Raw genomic sequence first — 22,351 nt, 5'->3', positions numbered from 1 at the left:
AGAGCTACGATAACTACAGCAGCTTTTTCCGATATACGTTGCGCAGGTCGGTTTCAAACAAGGTGTATGGGTCCTGATAAAACTGGAGAAAATCAGGAACGCTGGAATGGCCAGGGTAAGGGGCATAATAATGCGTAGGGCTGCGGGCATCATTTCGCCAGACCAGCACGTAAGTCAATCGCATATCCTGCGACCGTAATGCTTTCAGCAACGTAGCCGTCCACCACGTAGGATTCGGAATCGACTCCAGCCCGGTTTCGGTGAAAGCCGCCAGTTTACCCGACTTCCGGGCGTAGTCAGAAACGATTTTTAGCTTTCTGATACCCGCTTCGAGGTTATAGCGGCCGTCCCGACCAAAATCAGCGTAGTTGTCGACACCGACCATGTCCACCCACTCATCACCAGGATACCGTTCGAGGTAATCGGCTTCGGATTTGAATGTGCAGTCGGGCGAGAACGCGTACAGAAAGTTATGCACCTCCAGACTGTCGCGTAAGTAAGAGACGGTGAAGCGCCACAGCGAAATAAAATCCTCGCGTTTGCAATGCGGTTTTCCCCACCAGAACCAGCCACCGTCGAACTCATGATACGGTCGAAAAATCAGAGGAGCCAGCTTACCATCTTTACCTTTTACGGACTTGGCCAGGTCACCGACCGTGCGCAGAATCTCCTTGTACTTTTCGTGGTGTGAACCGCCCGGAATCAACAACGCTACCGCCGGTGCCGACACCGAATCTCGCCAATAGAATCCTCCGCCCGAGGCCGGGTTTGAAAAATGCCAGGCAGCCGTTGTTACACCACCCCGATCGTACGTATCAACGATTTGCTTACGAAGCGATTCTTTCGTTCGCTCAATCGACTCTTTAGGACGCCCCGACAAACCGCTGAAATCAACCCCAATAACGGCAGGATTGGAACCACAGACCGACTTAACATCCGACCGGTTTGGCTCACCCGTCCAGCCATGGCCATATTCGGTGGCGTGCTGGTGACCAAACAGAATGTGTTTTTTGGCCAGTTTGTCCAGATTCTGAAACAAGGCAACGGTTTCTTTAGTCGCCTTTGGGTCGGCCATTCTTTTTCGTGGGCTTTTGGCGTAACCAACGGCCGACACGCCCAACCACAGTCCGACTAGTAAGCAAATTTTGTTCATGTGTAAACGATGAGTGGTTAGTTCTTGTGCTGGTTTCACGCTTCTTTATCGCTGAGGGCCAATGGAATCATAAATGACCACTTTCTCCCACAACGACGCATAGTTATTCCGAAACTCATCGTGGATGGGGTGCTTCTGATACGCTTCCTCATCGGCGGGACTATTAAAGAAACACAGCCACGAAAAGGTGTAATCCCGGTTAATCACTTCGCGGTTGGTGGCCGCTGGTGTGCCAATATGTACCATTTTGATAGTAGGTACTTTGGCCAGTTTGTTCAACCCCTCCAGCAACTTAGCCTTGTCGGCCTCGTTACCTTTATTTTTCAGGTAAAAAAGAACGTGGTGGACAAACAGCTCTTTAGCGGCTGTTTCTGGTAAAGCCGTTGAAGGTAATCCTAATCCTACGCTTGCTGCGACACTATTTTTGACAAATGCTCTTCGTGATTGCTCGTTCATACGATGTTTGGTTCTTAAGAGACGGGACCTAACGCCCTGCAAAAGCAAAAATGGTTAACAGTTCGCCGTCAAGCAAATCTAGCCCTCGTCTACGCCCGAAAGAACGAAAGTTGGATAAAATAGTACTACATTAATCGTATTTGTCTTATTACCTATACTGTATTTGACTCTATTAAAAGAGTACGAAGCCATAAGCTGAATGAAAATCGTTATTGAATAGGCTCGAGGTAGCTCACGGGCAAGACGCTGAGAAAAGGCTGTTCAGCCTAAAAGCTCCAGTTGTATGTGCTCTGCAAATGTTTTTCAATTTCGTCGCGGATATCAGCCTCATCACCTGGTCAGCATCTGTTTTGTAACGTATCGAAAGGGCTTTCATCAGAGAGCGCCATAGGATTCTATGGCGGACAAGTTTCTGTCGCTATATCCTTTAGCCGACTCGATTAGGATCTCATCATCCGTAATAAAATTTGCCCGGATCTCATGACCAGCATCAGGTTCATATAATATGTGCTAATTGGCCTAAATTTTGTGCTAGTTAATGAGTTACTTCGAATTAACATCTCTTATACTATATTTGGAAAAAATTTAACCGAACGTGAAGAAAGTCGTTTCTATCGGTCTCTTTGCTTTGCTGCTATACCACACGCTGGCCTATGTGCTCGTGTTTGTGGGGTCATGGTGGCAAGCCGAGCATGACCTATCAGAACGACTCAGGATTTATCGATCAGTTGACAGCCTTGTTGAGTTTGAGATTCCACTGACGGGTACATCGGATATAAAAGAAATAACCCGTACGACGGATGATGGCTTCGTATATAAAGGCCGGTATTACAACGTAGTTAGTCTGGAGCTTCGGGGCAACGGCCTTCACATTGCTGCCCTGGAATCAGAGAATCGCTCCTTCTGGCAGGAAGACCTGCTTTCATTCTTAAATCATCACGTTGCCGGAGCGACCGATACGGGCAAGAAAGCCAATCAGTTTCTAAAATTTCTCCTCAAAGAATACTCGCCCAACGCCCGGACCGTGTTCCGTTTCATGTCCCCTAGCTGGCGCAACGCGGTACGAATTCCCCATCTGCTTTCCTTTCTGTTACACCGGGCCTTACCAGTTTATTCGCCCCCGCCCGAAATCTGAGGTACTCTCTTTGGTTTGCCCGCGAAAAGTTGGACCTAACGGCCTGTCCATAGGTATACTGTATACCGTTTTGCCAGTCCATACCACCTGGGTAGGCAGCTCATCGATAGGCAAACCAATTCCCCGCTGGCTTCAACGTCATCTTACTTAACGCGAGTAGACAATCGATAACGTATTGATTGATTATCTGCTGTTTCCAACAGTTTCTGGGTTGTCCATTCAACCGGCATAAGAGTGTAGGCTTTGTGTTCTTACCCTTGGTTGGCAGTTCTCTGCCAGCGCCAGCCGCATGTTGCCTCTATAGATTTATGGGCAAGTTGGTGCTTGCCGACAGGAGAAGGCCACTCGTTCAGCAATGTTGGAATAATGTTGACGTATTGAAACAGCGGGTGATGCACGAGTTGCGACGAGTTGTACCTCCGGGTACACACGTCTGCGTATGCGCTTACGACCACTTACATCGTAATACCAAAACTCGCTTAATCATGCCTCATATTCCATTGTCTGAACATTTGCCGGGTATTACCGGCCTTCTTGAATATCGACTCGATACGGCTATGCCGATTCGGGAATTAACTCAGTTATTGCTTAGAGGTGAGTCTACCTTAAGCCAGGCCGAGCGTGAATTAATGGCGGCTTTAGTTTCCTCCCGCAACTGCACAAGCTTTTGTACGGCGGCTCATACAAAAGCAGCCAACATACTCCTGGGTGAGTCGGAGACAGCTCGCGCCGTGCAAACCGACATCGAAACGGCCCCCGTTAGCGACAAGATGAAAGCCTTGCTTCAGATTGCGGCACTCACCCAGCAGTCAGGGAGCGCCGTTACCCAAGACGCGGTTGCCCGGGCCCGTAATGCAGGCGCTACGGACCTGGAGATTCACGACACGGTACTGATTGCCGCCTTGTTCTGTCTGTACAACAAGTATGTTGATGGGCTGGCCACCGTAACGCCTACTGATGCGTCCTATTACGACGTACTCGGTGACCGCATCGTGCACCGGGGCTATAACCGCCCACCGGGTGGCTATCCTCCTCCATTATCGGTGGATACGCAGGAGTAACCTTACTACAAATCTGCCTGTCCCGCTGTAGCTCTGATCGTTGATGTAGAACGGCACGGGCTGGGCATGTCAAAACTTTACTTAGAAACAATCGTGAAAACGAATACATGGACTCTGCTTTTGGCGTGGGGATGGGCCTTTGTTTGGCTCATCAGCACGACCGCCCTAGCTCAATCGAAAACCGTAACCGGATCGGTTCTTGACCCGATTAGTAAGACTCCCTTGGCGGGAGCAGGCATCCGGGTGGATGGCCAGCTAACGGGTACCGTTTCGAGTGCATCTGGAGCTTTTACCATTACGACAAAGTCGACAGGTACCCTGAAACTGAGAATTTCTATGCTGGGGTATGAGCCGCAGACAGTCGTCGTAACGGCTACCGACAAACCTATCCTTGTTGAGCTCAGACCAGCCAGTAGCGACCTACAAGAGGTAGTGGTAGGAGCCTCGCGCGTGGAGGAACGGCTCGTTCGCGCTCCGGTCACCATCGAAAAAATGGATGCCCGTACCATTCGGGAAACCCCTTCGGCTACGTTCTACGAAGGCATTAACAACCTCAAAGGGGTAGATATGGTGACCAGCGGACTAACGTACCGCCAGATTAACACCCGCGGCTTCGCCAGTACAGGAAATAGCCGTTTTCTGCAACTCATCGATGGGGTTGATAACCAACCCGCCGGCTTTGGCTTCTCCGTTGGCAATATGTTCGGCCTGAGCGATTTAGACGCCGAAAGCGTCGAGCTTGTGCCGGGTGCCGCTTCGGCTTTATACGGACCCGCGGCTTTTAACGGAGCCCTGCTCATGACGAGCAAAGACCCCTTTACCTATCAGGGCTTGAGTGTTCAGGCGAAAGTAGGCGTCAACCACGTAAGCGATCCGAACACCAGCCCCGCCCTGTATAACGATCACGCGATTCGCTACGCGAAAGCCTTCAGAAATCGGTTTGCTTTCAAACTGAATGCCTCGTATATGTATGGGTTGGACTGGTTTGCAACGGATTACACCGATGTGAACCAGACAACCCCGGCTGATCAGCGCGGGTTAAAAAATCCGGCGGCTAATGCACTGAATAGCTACGGCGATGAAGTTGTCAGAACGCTGCCGGGCATAGGCCAGGTGTCACGCACGGGCTATCTGGAACGATACCTGACCGACTACAACGTCTACAGTCTGAAGTTAAATAGCGCCCTTCATTACCGGATTACGCCTAAACTTGAAGCGATTTATGCCGTGAATTATGCGAAAGGGACAGCTAATTACACGGGCTCGAATCGCTTTTCCGTCAACGGGTTCTCGCTCATGCAACACCGGCTCGAACTTCGGGGGAGCCATTTTTTTGTGCGTTGGTACAGCAATGCCGAAGATTCGCACGATTCGTACAATACCCGTTCGCTCGGTCAGCAGATTAACCGAACCTGGGTGCGTGATTTAGCGGGCAATGTGGTCAGTCCCGATAAGGCCGACCAAACCTGGTTTGATCGCTATGCCGCTGCATATGGTGGCCAAATTCCGACTATACCGGCAAATGACCATACAGCCGCCCGTTCGTTTGCGGATCAGGGCCGATTATTACCAGGCTCTGCCGAGTTTGACACGCAAAAGCAACGGTTAACTGGCATTCAGGGGCTAAATGGAGCCGGTATCCTGAGCCAGACCAGCATGTGGCACGCCGATGGACAGTACAACCTGACCTCGGCCTTTAAGAACGCTGCGGAAGTACTGGTAGGGGGTAATTTCCGGCAGTATAGCCTGTTTACGAACGGAACCCTTTTCGACGATAAGGGAGGACGCATTGGCTATCATGAATACGGTACCTTTGCTCAGATAAGCAAGCCCTTGCTGGCCGATCGCCTGAAGCTGACTGTATCGGGCCGGTACGACAAAAACCAGAATTTTGCCGGGTATTTCACTCCCCGAGCGTCGGCCGTTTTCTCCGCTACCGATCGGCACCACTTTCGGGCCAGCTACCAGACCGGCTTCCGGAACCCGACCCCTTCCGATCAATTCATTAAGTTAAACGTTGGCCCGATTACCATATTGGGTGGGGCTCCCAGTAACAGCGCTGGTATGAATGTGTACGAAAATTCCTACACGGCAGCTAGCGTTAACAGCTTCGGCGCGGGCTTTGGAGCCGAGGTGAACAAGGTTGGCCCCCAACAGGCACTAGCCAATAACAAAGACAAACTCCAGAAGTCAAATGTGCCTTATATCGCCCCCGAACGAGTGAATAGCGCCGAGGTAGGCTACCGGGGTTTGCTGACCAGTAACTTATCGGTCGATGCCAACTACTACTACGGCGTATACACTAACTTCATTCTGAACACGGTGGTTCTGCGTCCCAACAGTCCGGTGTTAGGCACAGATGGTAAGCCTAACCCGGCCGCAGCTCAGGACATCCTGAATAGTCGCGTGCAAGCCTTTCAGCTCTACACGAACGCGCCCGATAAGGTGTCCGCGCAAGGGGCTACGCTCGGGCTGACCTACCGCACATCGGGCGGCTATCAACTCGGCGCGAACGGAACCTGGTCGGCCTTTAACATTCGGAATGCCGACCCCAATAACGTGGCAGCTTTTAATACACCCCGTTTCAAGACCAATGTAACGCTAGGTCACCGCAACATCGCTCCTAATCTCGGCTTCAACCTAGCCTGGCACTGGCAGGAAAGCTTCGATTGGGTTGGCTCGTTCAACGCCCTGATTCCGGGTCGTGTACCGGCTTATCATTTGCTCGATGCACAGGTCAATTACCGGATGCCAGCCTTAAAGACGGTACTGAAACTAGGCGCTTCCAACCTGACCAATCAGTACATCGTACAGGCCTACGGATCTCCGGCCGTGGGTGGGCTTTACTACGTCTCCCTGGTATTCGATCAGCATTTACGGTGGCGGCATTAGACACAGATTTAACTCACATGGAAGCTATTCAAACAAAACCTGAAACGATTACGAGCCATTGGTTTGCCTTTGGGCTATGCGCGGTCTCATATATGCTAGGCGGAACAGCCTCAACGCTGATGGCAACCTTCTTACCCGTTGCCGTACCCGAACTGGTGGGCCAGTTGGCTAGTCCGGAGCAGATCAGTGATGTTAGCGCTTATGTCAGCGCAGCGTTCCTGTACGGCTGGATGATCGGCGGTCTGGTATTCGGCGTGGTGGGCGATCGTATAGGCCGGGCGCGAGCCGTCGCTTTTGTTACGGCGCTGTACGGCGGAGGCATGCTCGTAACGGTAGTTGTACCAAACTGGCCACTACTGCTCGTATGCCGGTTCGTAACGGGAATGGGCGTTGGCGGTGTGTTGCTGCTCACCACCGTTTATCTGTCTGAAATATGGCCCAGTCAGAGCCGGGCGGTTGTCTTAGGCGTACTGGCGGTTATGTTTCCCGTTGGCATTGTGGCAACGGGCGGACTGAATGCGGGATTAGTGCCCTGGCGACAGGCTTTCTGGCTGGGACTGATTCCCCTTTTTATCGCTGCGATTATGCTGGCGGTCCTGCCGGAGTCGACCCATTGGACGCGGAACCGACACCAAAGCGAAACGGCCTGGACACCAACCGATAAAACGAACCTGCTGACGGGCGTGCTCGTCTTTGGCGCGGTGCTGATTGGCTTATGGGGCACCTTCTCCTGGATTCCAACCTGGGTGCAGTCGTTACTGCCGGTCGGTCAATCGGGGGGACGCGAACGCGGGTTAACCATGATGCTGCTGGGTGTGGGAGGTATTGGCGGTGGCCTGTTGTCGGGCTTTTTACTCAACCGGCTTGGTACACGTCGAACCCTGCTCGTGACATTCGCCGGTTGCGCGGGTGGTTGCGCGCTGTTGTTTTTAACAAACCGCAGTTTCTCGCCCGTGATCTATGCCGAAACCATGCTTGTGTCTTTATTCTTCGGCATTAGTCAGGGCGCGTTATCGAGCATTATTCCGGCTCTGTTTCCGGCTCGTATTCGCGCCACGGCAACGGGTATCAGCTTCAACGTAGGACGTTTTTTCACGGCTACTGCGGTATTCTTCGTGGGTACGATGGTTACCAGCCTGGGCGGGTTCGGGAATGCACTACTGGTGTTTTCAAGCGCGTTTCTGGTTGCCTTTCTGGGGGTCTACCTACGGATTCGCTCAGCAGCCGCTGCTCAATAGCACTATATACTCTTACTTATTCTTTAAAAATGGCACACATTCAACTCAACAACGACGCTCCGGGTATCCGCAGCCTCGCTCTCTACCGGCCACAAACCGGCAAGCCTTTATACGAGCTAGCCCAGGCGTTGCTTCGTGCTGGCTCTCCCGATAGCACCCTCACGGATGCACAACGGGAGTTAATGGCAACCTTTGTGTCCAGCAAAAACTGCACGCGTTTCTGTATGAACTCGCATGCGGCTGCAGCCCGCTATTTATTCGGCGAGGAACGAAACCTGGTCGATCAGGTACTGGCCGACCCGTACACGACCTCCGTTTCGCCCAAGTTGCGGGCTTTGCTTACAATCGCCGAGCGAGTTGTACAGGATGCCCGGAAGGTATCTGACCAGGATGTATCCCTGGCCCGCGCCGAAGGCGCTACCGATGGCGACATTCACGATACTGTCTTAATTGCGGCCGCTTTCTGTATGTATAACCGCTATGTTGACGGGCTAGCCACGCTGACCCCAACTGACCCAGCGGCCTACGAAGCGATGGGCGAACGGATGGGCTCAATGGGCTACGTATTGCCCGCACCCACTCCTATTTCCTCCTAAATGGTAAGAGTCGTATGGGCCTGACTCCTGGCAATGCTACCAACTGGTTTATCGCTGGTTTATGCTACGATGAGCGCTTGCGGATACGCCATGCGATTGAGGACCGGATCAATTCAATGAACTCGAAAAAGTAATTCATTAAATCATAGGTTAGTAGTTTGTGTTCTCGGCTGGCAGTTGTCAGCCGAGACATTCAGCAAACTGACCGTAAACCTCTTTAGCTTGTATGCCACATATTGACTTAATACCGGGTATTCACGGCATCCGTGGCCCCATGACGTTTAGTCCCGAAACGGCTCGTCCACTCAATGACTTAGCCAATGTGTTACTCCGGGCCAATGCTCATCATCCCGACTCAACCCTTAACGAAGGGGAGCGCGAGTTAATCGCCACCTATGTATCGGCCCGAAATGATTGCTATTTCTGCCAAACCATTCATGGTGCCGTTGCCAGCCATCACTTAGGCGATACAGAGTGGACCCTGGTTGAATCCGTTAAATGTGATTACCAAACCGCAGCCATTTCGGATAAGCTAAAAGCATTGCTCACCATTGCAGCGAGCGTGCAACAAGGTGGTAAATACGTCACGACGGAGCAGGTTGAGGCCGCCCGCCTGCAAGGAGCAACCGACCGGGATATTCACGACACCGTCCTGATTGCCGCGGCCTTCTGCCTGTTTAACCGCTATGTCGATGGGCTGGCCACGACAGCCCCTGTCAACAATCCTGATTTTTACCGCAACCGAGCCATTGGTGTTGTTGCCAATGGTTATGCGGCTGCTGACCCTCAATAACTTGGTTACAATAATTTCAAGAATATGAATCGAGCCTCCAGAATCTGGCTTTTTGTGGGCGTGCTTCTCCTGCTTGTTCTGCTGGAAAGTGCCCGTGTCTATTTCATCATGCCCTTTCCAGGCAGTCAGCTTGGGCTGAATGAACCTGAATCGTCGGGGCTGGGCCGTGTTAAGCTGGCGTACTGGCTGCACCATAACGCAGGCTGGCTGAGGATAATTGGTTTACTGATTTTGGTTTACCCAGCTTATCAGTTAGTAGCGAAGCCCAGTCGAGCCTGGCATCGGTACGTGGTTGTGGGCCTACTGCTCATCTATGGTGGGGTGTTCTACATGATCAACCGCGAAATGATGGCCGATCAGATGTTCTTGCAGCCGATTCATAAGCGTGTAGTGCCGATGAGCCAGAACCAGATTCCACTCGATAAGCTCGTCCTTGGCTTTGAATCAGTAGGTCAGGCAACGGCCTATCCTATTCAACTGATTGGCTACCATCATCAGGTTCGGGATACCGTCGGGGGACAGCCAATTATGGTTACGTATTGTACCGTTTGCCGAACGGGCCGGGTATTTAGTCCGTTGGTAGACGGTCAGGCCGACGAGTTTCGGTTAGTCGGTATGGATCACTTCAACGCTATGTTCGAAGATAAGCGGACAGGTACCTGGTGGCGGCAGGCAACTGGCGAAGCTGTGATTGGACCTTTGCGGGGAAAAGCGGTCGCGGAGCTAACGGCTCGTCAGATGACTTTACGCGAATGGGCAAAGGAATACCCTAATACCCGTGTCTTGCAGGCAGACTCGACCTTTGCCGAAGAATTTAAAGGAATGAAAAATTACGAGCGAGGCTTATCAAAGGGTTCTTTAACCCGTCGTGACTCGGCCTCCTGGAAGCCAAAGTCCTGGGTGATTGGTGTTGAACGGGCCGGTTTCGCCAAGGCTTATGACTGGAATCAATTGCAGAAGAAGCGTATTCTAAACGATGTACTGGGTGGAGCGCCTATCTTACTGACCTTAGCCTCCGATAGCGTTTCATTCGGCGTCTGGAGCCGACGCCTGGGCGTGAAGACCCTCACGTTCCACTACGCCAACCGTCGGCTGACCGACCAGGAAACCGGCTCTATCTGGACCTGGCGTGGCCAATGCATTGATGGAGCGTTGAAAGGGCAGAAGCTCTCCTCAATACCTCAGGCCCATCAGGAATTTTGGCACTCATGGCGATCTTTCCACCCAAATACAACCAAGGCAAACTAACTTTAACCAGGTTCGGCCTTTTAATCAAAGGTGATTTTGACAGAAAGCGAACTTCTTCCCTGTCCGACGGTTCTGGCGGTGGTAGCCTCTAGAATAGTTTGTAAAACGGTTCACCCGCGGGGATGTAGGGTTTCCCACAAAATCTGACACTGAGGTATCGTGGTCGGATGCAATAAGGTTTTGAGCGACTTCCGGGCCTGGTAATCGACCCGAGTTTTCCTCGAATGGTACAGGAATACTTCCTGCATAACAGGGCTCAACTACATTAGTCTGTAGCTAAAGCAGATACTTTATTCACAAAACCCCCGATTGTATATGTTCTGCAAATGCTTCTCAATTACGTCGAACATCAATCGCTCAGTCTGGTCAGTATCCAGTTTATAACGTATCGACAGTGCCTTCCCTAACGAGTGGCTCAGTACCCCTATAGCGTATGAATTCTTGTTGCCGATCAATTTATCCGACTCGTTTAGCATCTCATTATACGTGACGAAGTTAAACCGGGTCTGCATCTGAGGATCAGGTTGAGGAGGTCCGGCCTGTTTCCACGCATCACGGACGTTCCACAGTTTGGCCAGGCTTGCAAATTCGCTTTGGAAGGTGGCAGTCGCATATACCTCATCAACTAACGCCCAGTACTGCGTCAGTATGCCTTGTACAATCTCATTGTCCGACAAATCCTGGTACCACCACTTGCTGGGGCTTTCTTTTTCCTGCTCAAATCGTCGCTGATAATCGATTCTGAACAGATACAGCAGCAGCTTATACGTGTTTTCAAGGTTACTGTTCAGTGCCCCTTTCAGATCAGCTATATACAGTACTCTCTTCTTTCCTTCCCTTGCCGACCACGAAAAATCAAGATAATTATAAGCAGTATCGGAAGCCTCTAATGAGCTATCAGCGAGTGCCTGCTCAAAGTCAGCCTCGACCAACGCTAATGGCTGCACCTGGCGATACAAATCAAAGAGACGCTTCCATTGCCTTTCCTCATCCAGTTCGCTAAACTCTGTGAGTAAATCGTCGGCCGAACGGACTCCCTGCGCAAACTGATTGATCGCCAGTTCTTCGTTTAAGCTCCTTGTCCGCATGGATGTATCGTTTATAAGGCCTTTTATCGCTATATACCCCCGATAAACTAACTCACAATTTTCTTTTGCTAATCTACCATTTTAACGAATAAAATAGGTTATTTGAAATATATCGTAAATACCCTTCAGACTACAACCTAACACTACACTCATGAAAAGATTTACGTTGATTGGACTGTTCCAGATTATCTGTTTACTCCACTACACACGGGCACAAGCCCAATCCTTTACGCTGGAGTCGGTAAAAAGCTACCCATTCCCAACCGAGCTGACCAGCTCCGCCCAGGGGTCACGCATCGCCTGGGTGTTCAACGAGCAGGGGAAACGTAACGTCTACGTGGCACAAGGCCCTGACTTTACCCCTCGAAAGCTCACGAATTATAACGAAGACGATGGCCAGGAGATCAGCAGTTTATCGCTATCAAATGATGGCCAATGGGTAGTTTACGTTCGCGGTGGCGATCACGGCTCAAACTGGGACGACGAAGTAGCCGTGAACACCTCCTCGTCTCCCATATCGCCCAAAGTACAGCTCTGGAGTGTTCCGTTTGCGGGTGGCGAAGCCAAAGCGCTGGCCGAAGGCGATGAACCGGCCTTATCACCTAAAAATGACAAAGTAGCCTTTGTTAAGGGCGATCAGGTTTGGGTGGCACCGATCAATGGGTCGGCTGGGGCTAAAACGCTTTTCACCGCACGGGGCAAGAACAACTCGCTCGAATGGTCGCCCGATGGCACTCAGCTCGCTTTTGTCTGCACCCGCGACGATCATGCCTTTGTGGGTGTGTTCACCAACGCCGAAACGCCCATTACCTGGATTGCCCCTTCTTTCTCGCGGGACCGTTCGCCACGCTGGTCGCCCGACGGAAAAAAGCTGGTGTTTGTTCGTACGCCCGGAGCGGGTGGAGCGCCCGACTCCCTCCTAACGCGGCATCATCAGCCCTGGGCCATCTGGACGGCTGACGTATCCTCAGGAACAGCGTCCTCCATTTGGCAGGCTCCCAAAACGCTGGCGGGTTCCGTACCGACTACCCATGGCGGGGTCAACCTGCATTGGGCGGCAGGCGACCGCATTGTGTTTCTCTCGTATCAGGACGGTTGGCCCCATCTGTACTCGCTGGCCTCCTCGGGTGGCACGCCGTTGTTACTTACCCCCAATCCGTTCATGGCCGAGCACATTACGCTGAGCCACGACCGCAAATGGCTGGTGTTTAGTGGTAACACGGGACCTGACAAACTCGACATTGACCGTCGGCACGTGGTACGCGTTCCCGTCGACAAAGCCGCTATGGAAGTACTAACACCCGGCACAGGCCTTGAATGGACGCCAGTGGTGACGGGCGATGGTGCGACGGTTGCCATGATCAGCGCCACGGCGCAACGTCCGCCCCTGCCAACCGTCATGGCGTTTGGTAAAGGCACACCTAAAGTGCTGGGACAAGAGTTAATTCCTGGTCAGTTTCCGCAGAGTCAGCTTGTAACGCCCAAACAAGTTACGTTTAAGGCACCCGATGGTGTTACCATACACGGTCAATTGTTTGAGCCAGCGGGTGGCCCCGCCAAAAAGCCAGCCTTGATATATGTCCACGGCGGTCCGCCCCGGCAAATGCTGCTAGGGTGGAACTACTCCGATTACTACGCAAACTCCTATGCGCTTAATCAATACTTGGCCAGCCTTGGCTTTGCGATATTGTCGGTTAATTACCGCCTGGGGATTGGATATGGCTATGAGTTTCATCAGGCGGCTAAAGGAGGAGCCAACGGAGCGGCAGAGTACCAGGACGTAAAAGCAGCGGCTTTGTGGCTGGCCGAGCAACCACAGATTCAGGCCAACAGCATTGGCATTTATGGCGGTTCGTACGGCGGCTACCTGACGGCGATGGCGTTGGCGCACGACTCGAAACTCTTTGCCGCGGGCGTCGACATTCATGGCGTACACGATTGGACAGCCCAACGCACGGCGACCGCAAGCCCAGCCGCCAACCGCGTCGAAAAGGCACCCGATACAGAGGCAGCCGCCAACGTAGCGTGGACGTCGTCACCGGCTTCGGCGGTTAACGGCTGGACATCGCCTGTCCTGATCATTCACGGCGATGACGACCGTAACGTGCGTTTCAGCCAAAGCACGGACTTAGTTCAACGCCTGGAGAAGAAGGGTGTGCCCCTGGAAACCCTGGTGATCGTTGACGACACGCATCACTGGATGAAACATGGCAACGCGCTAAAAATGGGGAACGCCACGGCAGATTTTTTTAAACGAAAATTACTGAAACCACGTCAGTAGCCTGGACCGCTGGTCCGGGCTACGATCATGCTACTTCTTACTACTGACAGTAGAGCCAGCCAGATTCTGATACGTGAACGCTTTATCGACTGTAGTAAGCGGCTTGCCGTCTGCTTCAACGTATGGATAAATGAAGTAATTCAATGGTTCCTGTTGCTGAGGGTAAAGCGTCAAATCTCGGCCGATGGTAAATTCAATCCGATTTTCGTCGTGGGCACCGAAGAAGTATTCTCGCTTGGCCGGATTCTTGGCCGCTTCCGATGCATCAATCGGCACCCAGCCAACCCCATTGAGGTAGAACTCTGCCCAGCAATGGTACCCGCTAATTTGTCCGGCGGGCCGCTCGGTGGGCAATGAGAAACCAATGGCAAACCGCGCCGGAATGCCAACGGCCCGGCAATACCCAATAAAAATGGCGTGGAAATCGCTGCAATTACCCCGTCGAACGTCGCAAGCGTAATAGATGTCGCCCCTACCCCATCCTGTGCCGGTCTTGTCATATTTGACGGTGGCGATGATATGGTTATAAATAGCCCGCGCCTTTTCGAGATCTGTTTTGGCGTTAGCTTTATCAATTACGTCCTGTGCCCAGCGCTTCACATTCCCGTCGATGGGTACCAGTCGATCCGGTTGTAGCCACCGGTTCATATCTGGCTGTGAGCTGGCCGTTTCAGGCGGGTTATTACCCTGTAATCGCTCCTGTATGTGCTCTTTACGCAGGGCGGTGAAACGCATATCGACGGTAAAGCTCGTTTTTTGAGGAGAAGCGATCCGAATATGCACCAATCGATTCCCATAGGCCAGCGTATCGATCTGGTACGGATACGGCGAGTTGATAACTAGATTCGTGATTCGTTGAAATGGGCTGTCGTGTGGCACAGGTATCCACAGATCCACCTTCTTCGCTCCTGTAGGAATATCGTTGACCAGGGCTTTATACGTAAACTCAACCGTTCGCTCGCGTGGGCGATCCGGCACGGACGCAACGAATGCACCGGCAAGTATGGCTAGTATTAGGTTACGCCAGGCATTTTTACGTATGATCCTTTGCATAATGTCGAGTATTGATAGCCTATAAGCCAGATTTTAAGAGCTATGGTTCCGATTTCATTATTTTTAGCAACCGTTTGTTTGTAGCCTGGCCGGGTTACTTTAATTCACCAACCTATGAAGAAAATCGTCTACCTACTGCTTGTACTTAGTAACAGTCTTTTCGGGCAATCGCTTTCCAAACCCGAGAAAAGTGTCATACAGACTGTGCAAACCCAACTACCGGAAACGCTTCAGCTCCTCGAAAAGGTGGTCAACATCAACAGTGGCACGCTCAACAAGGAAGGCGTTCGGACGGTAGGCAAGCTTATGTCGGATGAGTTCGATAAACTCGGTTTCAAGACGGAATGGGTTACCCTGCCGGACTCCCTGAACCGGGCTGGCCACCTGGTAGCGACCCGGCAAGGCAAGAAAGGTAAGAAGCTGTTTCTGATTGGGCACTTAGACACCGTTTTCGAAAAAAGCCTGCCGATGGAGCCCTTCACCCGCGTCAATGACTCAACCGCCACAGGACAAGGGGTTAACGACATGAAAGGGGGCGACGTGTTAATCATTGCGGCCCTGAAAGCCTTACAGGCGCAGAAGCTGCTCGACGATACGTCCATTACGATCTACTTTACCGGCGATGAAGAAAGTTCGGGAGGTTCTGAAAGTAGGCGGGATTTCATTGAGCGGGCCAAACGTTGCGACGTAGCATTGGCGTTTGAAACCGCCCAGGGCCTGCATAGTGTCACTACGGGTCGCCGGGGGTCGAGCAGTTGGACACTAAATGTAAAAGCCCGGTCGGGGCACTCATCCCGCGTGTTTAGCGACCTCGGCTATGGCGCCATTTATGAGGCTAGCCGCATTCTGAACGAGTTTCGGCGGGCGTTGGGTCAGGAGCAAAACCTGACCTTCAACCCCGGCCTGATGGTTGGCGGCTCCGAAGTACACTACGACGACAAGACCGCCAAGGCCGAAACCGTTGGTAAAACGAACATTGTAGCCGGTTCAGCGCTCGTGAAAGGTGACCTACGGTTTCTAGGCGAAGCTCAGAAAGAAAACGCCCGCGCTCGTATGCGTGAAATCGTTGACAAAAGCCTGCCGCTAACCAAAGCAACCATTTCATTCAGCGATGGTATTCCATCCATGGAGCCTTCGGCCGCTAATGACGAATTACGTAAGGTCGTCGACCGGATCAGTCAGGATATGGGATTAGGCCCGGTACAGGCGGGTGATCCGGGTTCGCGCGGGGCGGGCGACGTATCGTTTGTGGCCCAATACGTGCCCTGTCTGGACGGCTTGGGCGCATCGGGGAAAGGAGCGCACAGCATCGAAGAAAGCATGAATCTTACCGAATACCCTCTCCTGATACAACGCACCGCACTGTTAATTTACCGACTGACCCGCTAGTACCGTGCTCAGGCAATGGGCAATCGAATAATAAACTCAGTGCCTTTGCCTGGTTCGCTTTCTACGTGCATTGTTCCGCCATGTCCTTTGGTAATGATATCGTAGCTTAACGAGAGGCCCAAGCCGGTACCTTCGCCAGACGGTTTGGTGGTGAAGAAAGGCTGAAAGATCTTCTGCTGGACGGCTTCGGTCATACCCAAACCATTGTCGACCACTCGTATCTCAACCTGATTATCCAGGTATTTTGTCTTGACCGTGACGGTTGGCTGGTAATCATCAGGGCATTCCTTTTGCTTTTGGTGAACAGCGTAGAAGGCATTATTAAACAGATTCAGTAGCACCCTGCCGATCTCCTGCGGCACTACGTTAAGCCGTTGGCTGGACGGCTCAACATTGGTTACTAGCTGGCAATTAAACGACTTATCTTTGGCGCGAAGGCCGTGGTAAGCTAATCTGAGGTATTCATCGCAAAGCGCGTTGAGATCAGTGGGTTGCCGCTCGCCGTTACTGGTCCGCGAATGTTCGAGCATGCTTTCAACGATGCGGCTGGCCCGATTACCATGATGAGTGATCTTCTGAAGATTTTGTTTCAGGTCGCCCAACAGTTCTTTTTCAAGATCCGAATCGCGATCTGGTTTTTCCTGCTCCTCTTCGAGTTCAGTTACTAGTTCAGTGCTCACCTCCGAGAAGTTGTTAACGAAGTTTAGTGGATTCTGAATCTCGTGCGCAATGCCAGCGGTCAGCTCGCCCAGTGAGGCTAGTTTTTCTTTCTGAATAAGCTGATCCTGCGCGGTCCGCAGGTTTTCGAGCGACGTTTGTAGCTGGGCCGTGCGTTCGTTAACCTGCCGTTCGAGCAGCTCATTCTGATTAGCAATTAGGCGGTTCCGTTCAATTTCGCGCTCTTTTTCGAGCTGTTCTTTTTCTATCGCCTGCTGAGCCACCCGTTTACGCGCTGAGTTATACCGACTAATGAGCGCTCCCGAGAAAAAGACAATCATCCAGGCAAAGCAGGCATTTTCGATGTATATAAGTAACTCCTGCCAGAGTTCATAGGAAACATTAACCCCAAAGGAGGAAGTCAGCGCTATCATCCAGAACAGAAAAAGAGGGGCCGTTGCCAGTAATGCGACACGTGCATCGGAAGAATCTCGCCGGATCATCCTGACCATCATAATAACACAGAGAATGTAAACAACCCGAATTAATACCTCAATGACCGTTCCTAACGTATTAGCAGGAAGCGGTAGCAAACCAAAAGCAAGAAATTGAATGATAGAAACAAGAATGGTTAACCCCAGCAAGAACGTAGTAGCCTTATTCAACCGGGTCAATTCAGGCGCAGGTTGAATAAACAACTGAATTGACCGAATGAAAAATGTAAAGAAGAGAAAAAAGAAGGAGTAATAAAGCAGCCTGAATACATATGGATAGTCGGCAAAGAAAGAGAGCTGAACGTAATATCCATTCCGATCTAACGTGAAAAAGAACAGGCAAATAGCAAAGTATAGAAAGACCCGGTCTTTGGTGGAAAAGAAAATAAACAGGTTATAACAAACCGCCAGAATCAGAATTCCAATCATAATTCCTTTAAAGAAATAATCCCTCCAGCTATTATCAACGCGTAGGGATTTGTAGGCTAGTTTGATTCGATACGCTTCGGTTTGCAACTGGGGCTGAAGGTACATAATGGGTGGCTGCCAAACCGCATTGGCCGACCGTTGATAGATGGTTGTTTTCTGGCCGGGCTGTAACCGAAAGAATAAACGCGATCGCTCTTTATTGCCCTCGTGGTCAGGAATTTCGCTTAACGGAACCAGTATACCCGTGCGCTGATGCTGCCATTGTTGTTTAGCGTCCAGCCAGTACATGTCCAGATAGCTGGTATTGAATTCGCACAAATACAGGTTTAGGTCGTGTGGCAGCGAGTTCTTTACCCGCATTCGCACCCAGTACACGTGCGAACGTCGATTTTTGTTATAAACCGCCCCAAACCGAAAGGCAGAGTTGCGCTGAACCTGTTCAAGTGTATAGTCTCCCTCAGGATCTTCCAGTATCTGAAAATGAGTCGTATCGATAACCAGGTTGCCCGAATCCGTTTTGATTTCATAAACAGGCGGCCATCCCCGTTGCGCACGTCCGGTCATTAACGCCCCCAGCCACAAAAAGAAAAGAAGGGTGTAAACTCTCATAGTACGTTACTTACTCACCTCCCGGAAATCGAGTTGCTGAATCAGGGCTGGGTTTTCGGGCGTCAGCGTAAAAAACACGTCAATATTGGCATTCTCGCCTTCCATCACAAAATGCCCCCGCAGTTGGTTTTCTGGAATCAGCTCACCCACGCGTTGAATTTTTCCGGCTTTCGCGTACAAATCCTGCACCGTCTTTCGGCGGATTTCGACGGACTTATCGGGAAAGAAATTTTCGGCAAAAATGCCGCTTCGCTCGGCATTCGTCCAGTTGGGTAACAACTTCACCAGCTCGGCTTTCCGTTGCGCCAGAATAGTTGACACGGGCAGTTGGCGAGGCTGAAGCTTCCCAATGGCAACCAACGTATCGAGCACGGCAGTATTGACGGACCCAAGTCCAGCATACGTTAGATTACCATAGGCGATTACGCCGATGCCATAATCTGGCATCATACGCCATTGACTACCAAAACCCGGCAGACCGCCACTGTGGCCCACACTCACGCGTCCGGCGCAGTTCTGACTCCAGCCTAGTCCGTAGCCGTAGCCGCTTGTCGCCGGACAGATCTGACCAGCCGCGTTTTTGGCCTGGAGAGCCAAACCCGAAAAGGTCCAGGGCTGCTGCATTTCCCGAATCGAACTGCGCTTCACAGGCTGCGATTCAGGATCGTTACGGGGTGGCCAGGCGGCTAAGTGTACCGCTACGTATTTGCTAAAATCTTCGATGGACGTAATTAACCCGCCCATGGCACCGTAGGAGCCGTCGTGCAGCAGGGGTTCTTCTTTCCATTGGTCATTCTCCCAGCGGTAGCCAAGTGCCAATTGTTCAGCCGGTACGCGGGTGTACTCCCACTGCGTATCGTTCATGCCCAGCGGCTTCAAAATCGATTCGGTTATGTACTGCTGGTACGGCTTGCCCGACACAACGGTAATGATACGCCCAAGCATCGCAAAGCCGAGGTTACTGTATTCGTAGGCAATACTAGGCGCGTTGGCGTTTGAAATCCCGTTCTTGATTAACGCCAGCAAGTCGGCATCTGAATCGGCAAGTTGGCGGTCGCCCCAGGGATTATCTTCCGGAAAACCCGCCGAATGAGTCATCAAGTTGCGGACTGTAATGCGGGGGGCGTCGGCCGTGAGGTATTTATGATTTTTCAGCTCCGGAATGTACTGCTCAGCCGGATCATCGAGCCGCAGCTTGCCCTCATCGCGAAGCTTTAGGATAGCCATCGACGTCAGACTTTTGGTCATCGACGCAATCCGAAACAATGACCTGGGCGTTGCCGCTGTCTTTTTAGCCACATTGGTATAGCCAAACCCACCCGAATAGACCAGTTTACCGTCGACAACGATGCCAAAGGCCAAGCCCGGATAATGAAACTTCTCGGCCCGCTCGCGATATAATTTTTCAACAATGGGGAAAGCGGCTTCGAGCTTTTTGAGCCGGTCGGCATCGCTGAAAACGGGCGGCTGATACGTAGTCACGTGGCCAACGGGAGCAGTCGTACGTGATGGTGCTACAGGTTGCGCAAAGGCCGCGTAACTCAATAGAAAGAAGAGCGTAAAAAATGGCTTCATGGCAATAGAGGCAGCAAATATTGGTTTCAGTGGCATGATCGACACGCTAACTTAATCAATATGCGTTAGCAATGCCTATGCCTCAGGCGTTTTGCAAGAGATCTTACTGTTACAGCCATCTGAAATTGGTTATTGAGGGAAGACAAATTACGGTTATGGCTCAAGATTGACTCAAGTACAAAAAATTTACCGCTTAATATCCTGCTTACCAGATGTAAAGATTAAATACACATTAATAAATACACAGACCTATCTGTATACAATTTTAATAGACTTATATTTAAGTAAAATTAACTAAGCAAAAACACTGTGGTTTCTCCAACATACACAATATATATAGCCGAAGATGATGAAGACGACCGACTAATCATTAAGCAAGTCTTTACCGACATGACCGAAGATTGTTCACTTCATTTTTTCAACGAAGGACAATCCCTTCTAGACCATTTGATTACGTTATCGGCGGAGCACCTGCCGACGTTGATTCTGCTGGATTTGAACATGCCTAAAATAGATGGGTATGCTGTCCTTCAAGCGATGCGGGCGAACGAAATGCTGAAAGAAGTACCCGTGCTGGTGCTTTCCGGTACAGGTAGCTATCAGTCTGTTAAGCAGAGTTATCGACTGGGAGCCAATACGTTCATGAGCAAACCCAGCAACCTCACTCAATTTGTCAATCTGGTATCCGTTATGCAGCAGCACTGGTTGCGGACGGTTATTTTGCCGACCAATGCGGAGCAAAAATTAGCCTAGTTCTTTGGGCTTACCGGTGGTTGGTTATAGAGCCATATAGCGGCTTGTCAAGTTGCGTTCTAACGAATAAGAGATCATCCGAAAGAAACAATCTGTTCTACGTTGTTGTCCTATTGTTGGTCCTACATTTTAACACGCAACAGTACACGTCTATGTCATTTTACTCTGCCCAACCAGAAGATCTGCTTTTCGATGCGGCCCGCAAAGGCGATACAGCCTACCTACAGCAACTCATTGACGCTAACATTAATGTTAACATTCAAAATGGGAAAGGCTTCACACCGTTGATTGTTGCCGCTTACGATGGTCATCTCGATGCGACAAAAGCGCTGCTTGCGGCTGGTGCCGACGTTAATGTGCAGGATGTTAGCGGTAACACGGCGCTGATGGGCGTTTGTTTTAAAGGCTACGCCGATATTGCCCAACTCTTAATTGAACATGGTGCCAACCTGAACGCTCAAAACGGTAACGGTGGCACAGCGCTCATGTTTGCCACGTTGTTCGGCCGGAATCAGTTAGTGAAACTAATGCTCGATGCCGGGGCTGATACGTCGCTCCGTGACATGCGCGGATTAACGGCTCGCGACTTGGCCATCCAGCAGGGTAATGAAGAAGCGTTGCAGTGGTTGCCCTAGCCAGAAACAGTTCTTTCTGACAGGATTCACAGGATGAACAAGATGTACTAAAATCCTGTCCATCCTGTCAACTAATTTTATCATTTCCGCCCGCCCGGTATCGTTGGGCGAACTTCGACTTTGCTGGGCAAGGTGCGCGGATGCATTTTGAGCAGGTCGTACACGATATGCCCGATGTCTTCCGGCTGAATTTTCCAGGCGTCTTTTTCGCTCGGCTGGTGATCGGCAAATTCGGTGGCTACCGAACCTGGCATAATGGTCGACACTTTGATGCCTTCATTACGCAGGTCGAGCATAATAGCCTGAGAAAAGCCCACCAGACCAAATTTACTGGCGTTATAGGCAGCTCCTTTCTCGAAGAAATTCGTCCCCGCCAGACTCGCAATGGTAATAAAATAGCCTTCAGTTTCTTTCAGTGCGGGGAGCGTTGCCTTTGCCGTATAGAACACACCGGTAAGGTTAATGTCGATGGTTTCGTGCCACTGCTCAGGTGTCATTTCCTGAATAGGCGCAAAATGCCCTACACCAGCGTTGGCAATTACGTAGTCGAGCCGCCCCCATTGTTGGAGTACGGTATCAACAGCCCGCTGCTGCGATGCCAACTCACGTACGTCGGCGGCTACGCCGAGCGCGTGATCAGCTCTGATCTCGTTCAGTTTAGCCGCAGCCAGTTCAGCCGCCACCGATGAACGGCTGGTGATGGCCACCTTAACCCCTTCTTTAATGAGCACTTCGGCAATGCCGTAACCAATACCTTTCGACCCGCCCGTGATGAGGGCGGTTCTGATGTGATCTGCCATGAGTACGTAGACTGAA

At 51.3% G+C, this 22,351-nt stretch carries 18 protein-coding genes; 11 read left to right on the top strand and 7 right to left on the bottom strand.

Going from position 1 to position 22,351, the window contains the following annotated elements; genetic code table 11:
* Positions 1–13 precede the first annotated feature (13 nt).
* Together ACFSUS_RS09400 and ACFSUS_RS09395 are read right to left on the bottom strand one after the other, a co-directional pair.
* Positions 14–1,075: a glycoside hydrolase family 26 protein gene (locus tag ACFSUS_RS09400; RefSeq protein ID WP_381521914.1), complete on the bottom strand. Its 1,062-nt coding sequence runs from the start codon at positions 1,073–1,075 to the stop codon at positions 14–16.
* Positions 1,076–1,198: 123 nt separating this feature from the next.
* Positions 1,199–1,609 carry a Dabb family protein gene (locus ACFSUS_RS09395; RefSeq protein ID WP_381521859.1) on the bottom strand — a complete coding sequence of 137 codons (411 nt, stop codon included), beginning with the start codon at positions 1,607–1,609 and terminating at the stop codon, positions 1,199–1,201.
* A 595-nt stretch (positions 1,610–2,204) separates the two neighbouring features.
* Here ACFSUS_RS09395 and ACFSUS_RS09390 point away from each other — a divergent pair.
* From ACFSUS_RS09390 to ACFSUS_RS09360, 7 genes are all read left to right on the top strand, one after another.
* A complete protein-coding gene (locus ACFSUS_RS09390; protein WP_381521857.1) occupies positions 2,205–2,744 on the top strand; it encodes a hypothetical protein in 540 nt (179 codons plus the stop codon).
* Positions 2,745–3,229: 485 nt separating this feature from the next.
* Complete coding sequence (locus ACFSUS_RS09385; protein WP_381521855.1) at positions 3,230–3,805, top strand: carboxymuconolactone decarboxylase family protein; 576 nt, start codon at positions 3,230–3,232, stop codon at positions 3,803–3,805.
* Positions 3,806–3,898: 93 nt separating this feature from the next.
* Positions 3,899–6,697, top strand: coding sequence for a TonB-dependent receptor (locus tag ACFSUS_RS09380; protein WP_381521853.1), 2,799 nt, complete (start codon positions 3,899–3,901; stop codon positions 6,695–6,697).
* A 17-nt stretch (positions 6,698–6,714) separates the two neighbouring features.
* Positions 6,715–7,935 (top strand): MFS transporter, encoded by a 1,221-nt coding sequence (locus ACFSUS_RS09375; RefSeq protein WP_381521851.1) that lies wholly within the window; start codon positions 6,715–6,717, stop codon positions 7,933–7,935.
* 29 nt (positions 7,936–7,964) lie between these two features.
* Complete coding sequence (locus ACFSUS_RS09370) at positions 7,965–8,531, top strand: carboxymuconolactone decarboxylase family protein (RefSeq protein WP_381521849.1); 567 nt, start codon at positions 7,965–7,967, stop codon at positions 8,529–8,531.
* Positions 8,532–8,757: 226 nt separating this feature from the next.
* Positions 8,758–9,324, top strand: a complete 567-nt coding sequence (locus ACFSUS_RS09365; protein WP_381521847.1) for a carboxymuconolactone decarboxylase family protein — start codon at positions 8,758–8,760, stop codon at positions 9,322–9,324.
* 24 nt (positions 9,325–9,348) lie between these two features.
* Positions 9,349–10,572: a DUF3179 domain-containing (seleno)protein gene (locus ACFSUS_RS09360; protein WP_381521844.1), complete on the top strand. Its 1,224-nt coding sequence runs from the start codon at positions 9,349–9,351 to the stop codon at positions 10,570–10,572.
* Between the two features lie 290 nt (positions 10,573–10,862).
* On the opposite strand, the gene ACFSUS_RS09355 is transcribed toward ACFSUS_RS09360, so the two are convergent.
* A complete protein-coding gene (locus ACFSUS_RS09355; RefSeq protein WP_381521842.1) occupies positions 10,863–11,660 on the bottom strand; it encodes a DUF5958 family protein in 798 nt (265 codons plus the stop codon).
* A 151-nt stretch (positions 11,661–11,811) separates the two neighbouring features.
* Between ACFSUS_RS09355 and ACFSUS_RS09350 the strand changes: the two genes are divergently transcribed.
* Positions 11,812–13,941: a S9 family peptidase gene (locus ACFSUS_RS09350; protein WP_381521839.1), complete on the top strand. Its 2,130-nt coding sequence runs from the start codon at positions 11,812–11,814 to the stop codon at positions 13,939–13,941.
* 30 nt (positions 13,942–13,971) lie between these two features.
* Here ACFSUS_RS09350 and ACFSUS_RS09345 read toward each other — a convergent pair whose 3' ends face one another.
* The gene (locus tag ACFSUS_RS09345; protein WP_381521837.1) at positions 13,972–14,994 is read right to left on the bottom strand and encodes a transglutaminase-like domain-containing protein; all 1,023 of its coding nucleotides are present in this window, start codon (positions 14,992–14,994) and stop codon (positions 13,972–13,974) included.
* Between the two features lie 114 nt (positions 14,995–15,108).
* Between ACFSUS_RS09345 and ACFSUS_RS09340 the strand changes: the two genes are divergently transcribed.
* Entirely contained in the window at positions 15,109–16,383 is a 1,275-nt protein-coding gene (locus ACFSUS_RS09340) for a M20/M25/M40 family metallo-hydrolase (protein WP_381521835.1), read from the top strand.
* Positions 16,384–16,391: 8 nt separating this feature from the next.
* Here ACFSUS_RS09340 and ACFSUS_RS09335 read toward each other — a convergent pair whose 3' ends face one another.
* Both ACFSUS_RS09335 and ACFSUS_RS09330 read right to left on the bottom strand, forming a co-directional pair.
* Positions 16,392–18,572, bottom strand: a complete 2,181-nt coding sequence (locus ACFSUS_RS09335; protein WP_381521833.1) for a sensor histidine kinase — start codon at positions 18,570–18,572, stop codon at positions 16,392–16,394.
* Between the two features lie 6 nt (positions 18,573–18,578).
* The gene (locus tag ACFSUS_RS09330) at positions 18,579–20,147 is read right to left on the bottom strand and encodes a serine hydrolase domain-containing protein (RefSeq protein ID WP_381521831.1); all 1,569 of its coding nucleotides are present in this window, start codon (positions 20,145–20,147) and stop codon (positions 18,579–18,581) included.
* A 309-nt stretch (positions 20,148–20,456) separates the two neighbouring features.
* Between ACFSUS_RS09330 and ACFSUS_RS09325 the strand changes: the two genes are divergently transcribed.
* Positions 20,457–20,900, top strand: a complete 444-nt coding sequence (locus tag ACFSUS_RS09325) for a response regulator (protein WP_381521829.1) — start codon at positions 20,457–20,459, stop codon at positions 20,898–20,900.
* 152 nt (positions 20,901–21,052) lie between these two features.
* Complete coding sequence (locus tag ACFSUS_RS09320; RefSeq protein WP_381521827.1) at positions 21,053–21,535, top strand: ankyrin repeat domain-containing protein; 483 nt, start codon at positions 21,053–21,055, stop codon at positions 21,533–21,535.
* A gap of 80 nt (positions 21,536–21,615) precedes the next feature.
* Here ACFSUS_RS09320 and ACFSUS_RS09315 read toward each other — a convergent pair whose 3' ends face one another.
* Positions 21,616–22,335, bottom strand: a complete 720-nt coding sequence (locus ACFSUS_RS09315; protein WP_381521825.1) for an SDR family oxidoreductase — start codon at positions 22,333–22,335, stop codon at positions 21,616–21,618.
* Positions 22,336–22,351 lie beyond the last annotated feature (16 nt).

Origin of the sequence: Spirosoma soli, assembly GCF_042684525.1 — a bacterium.
Lineage (GTDB): Bacteria > Bacteroidota > Bacteroidia > Cytophagales > Spirosomataceae > Spirosoma > Spirosoma soli.
This window is presented reverse-complemented; position numbering and strand designations above follow the sequence as displayed.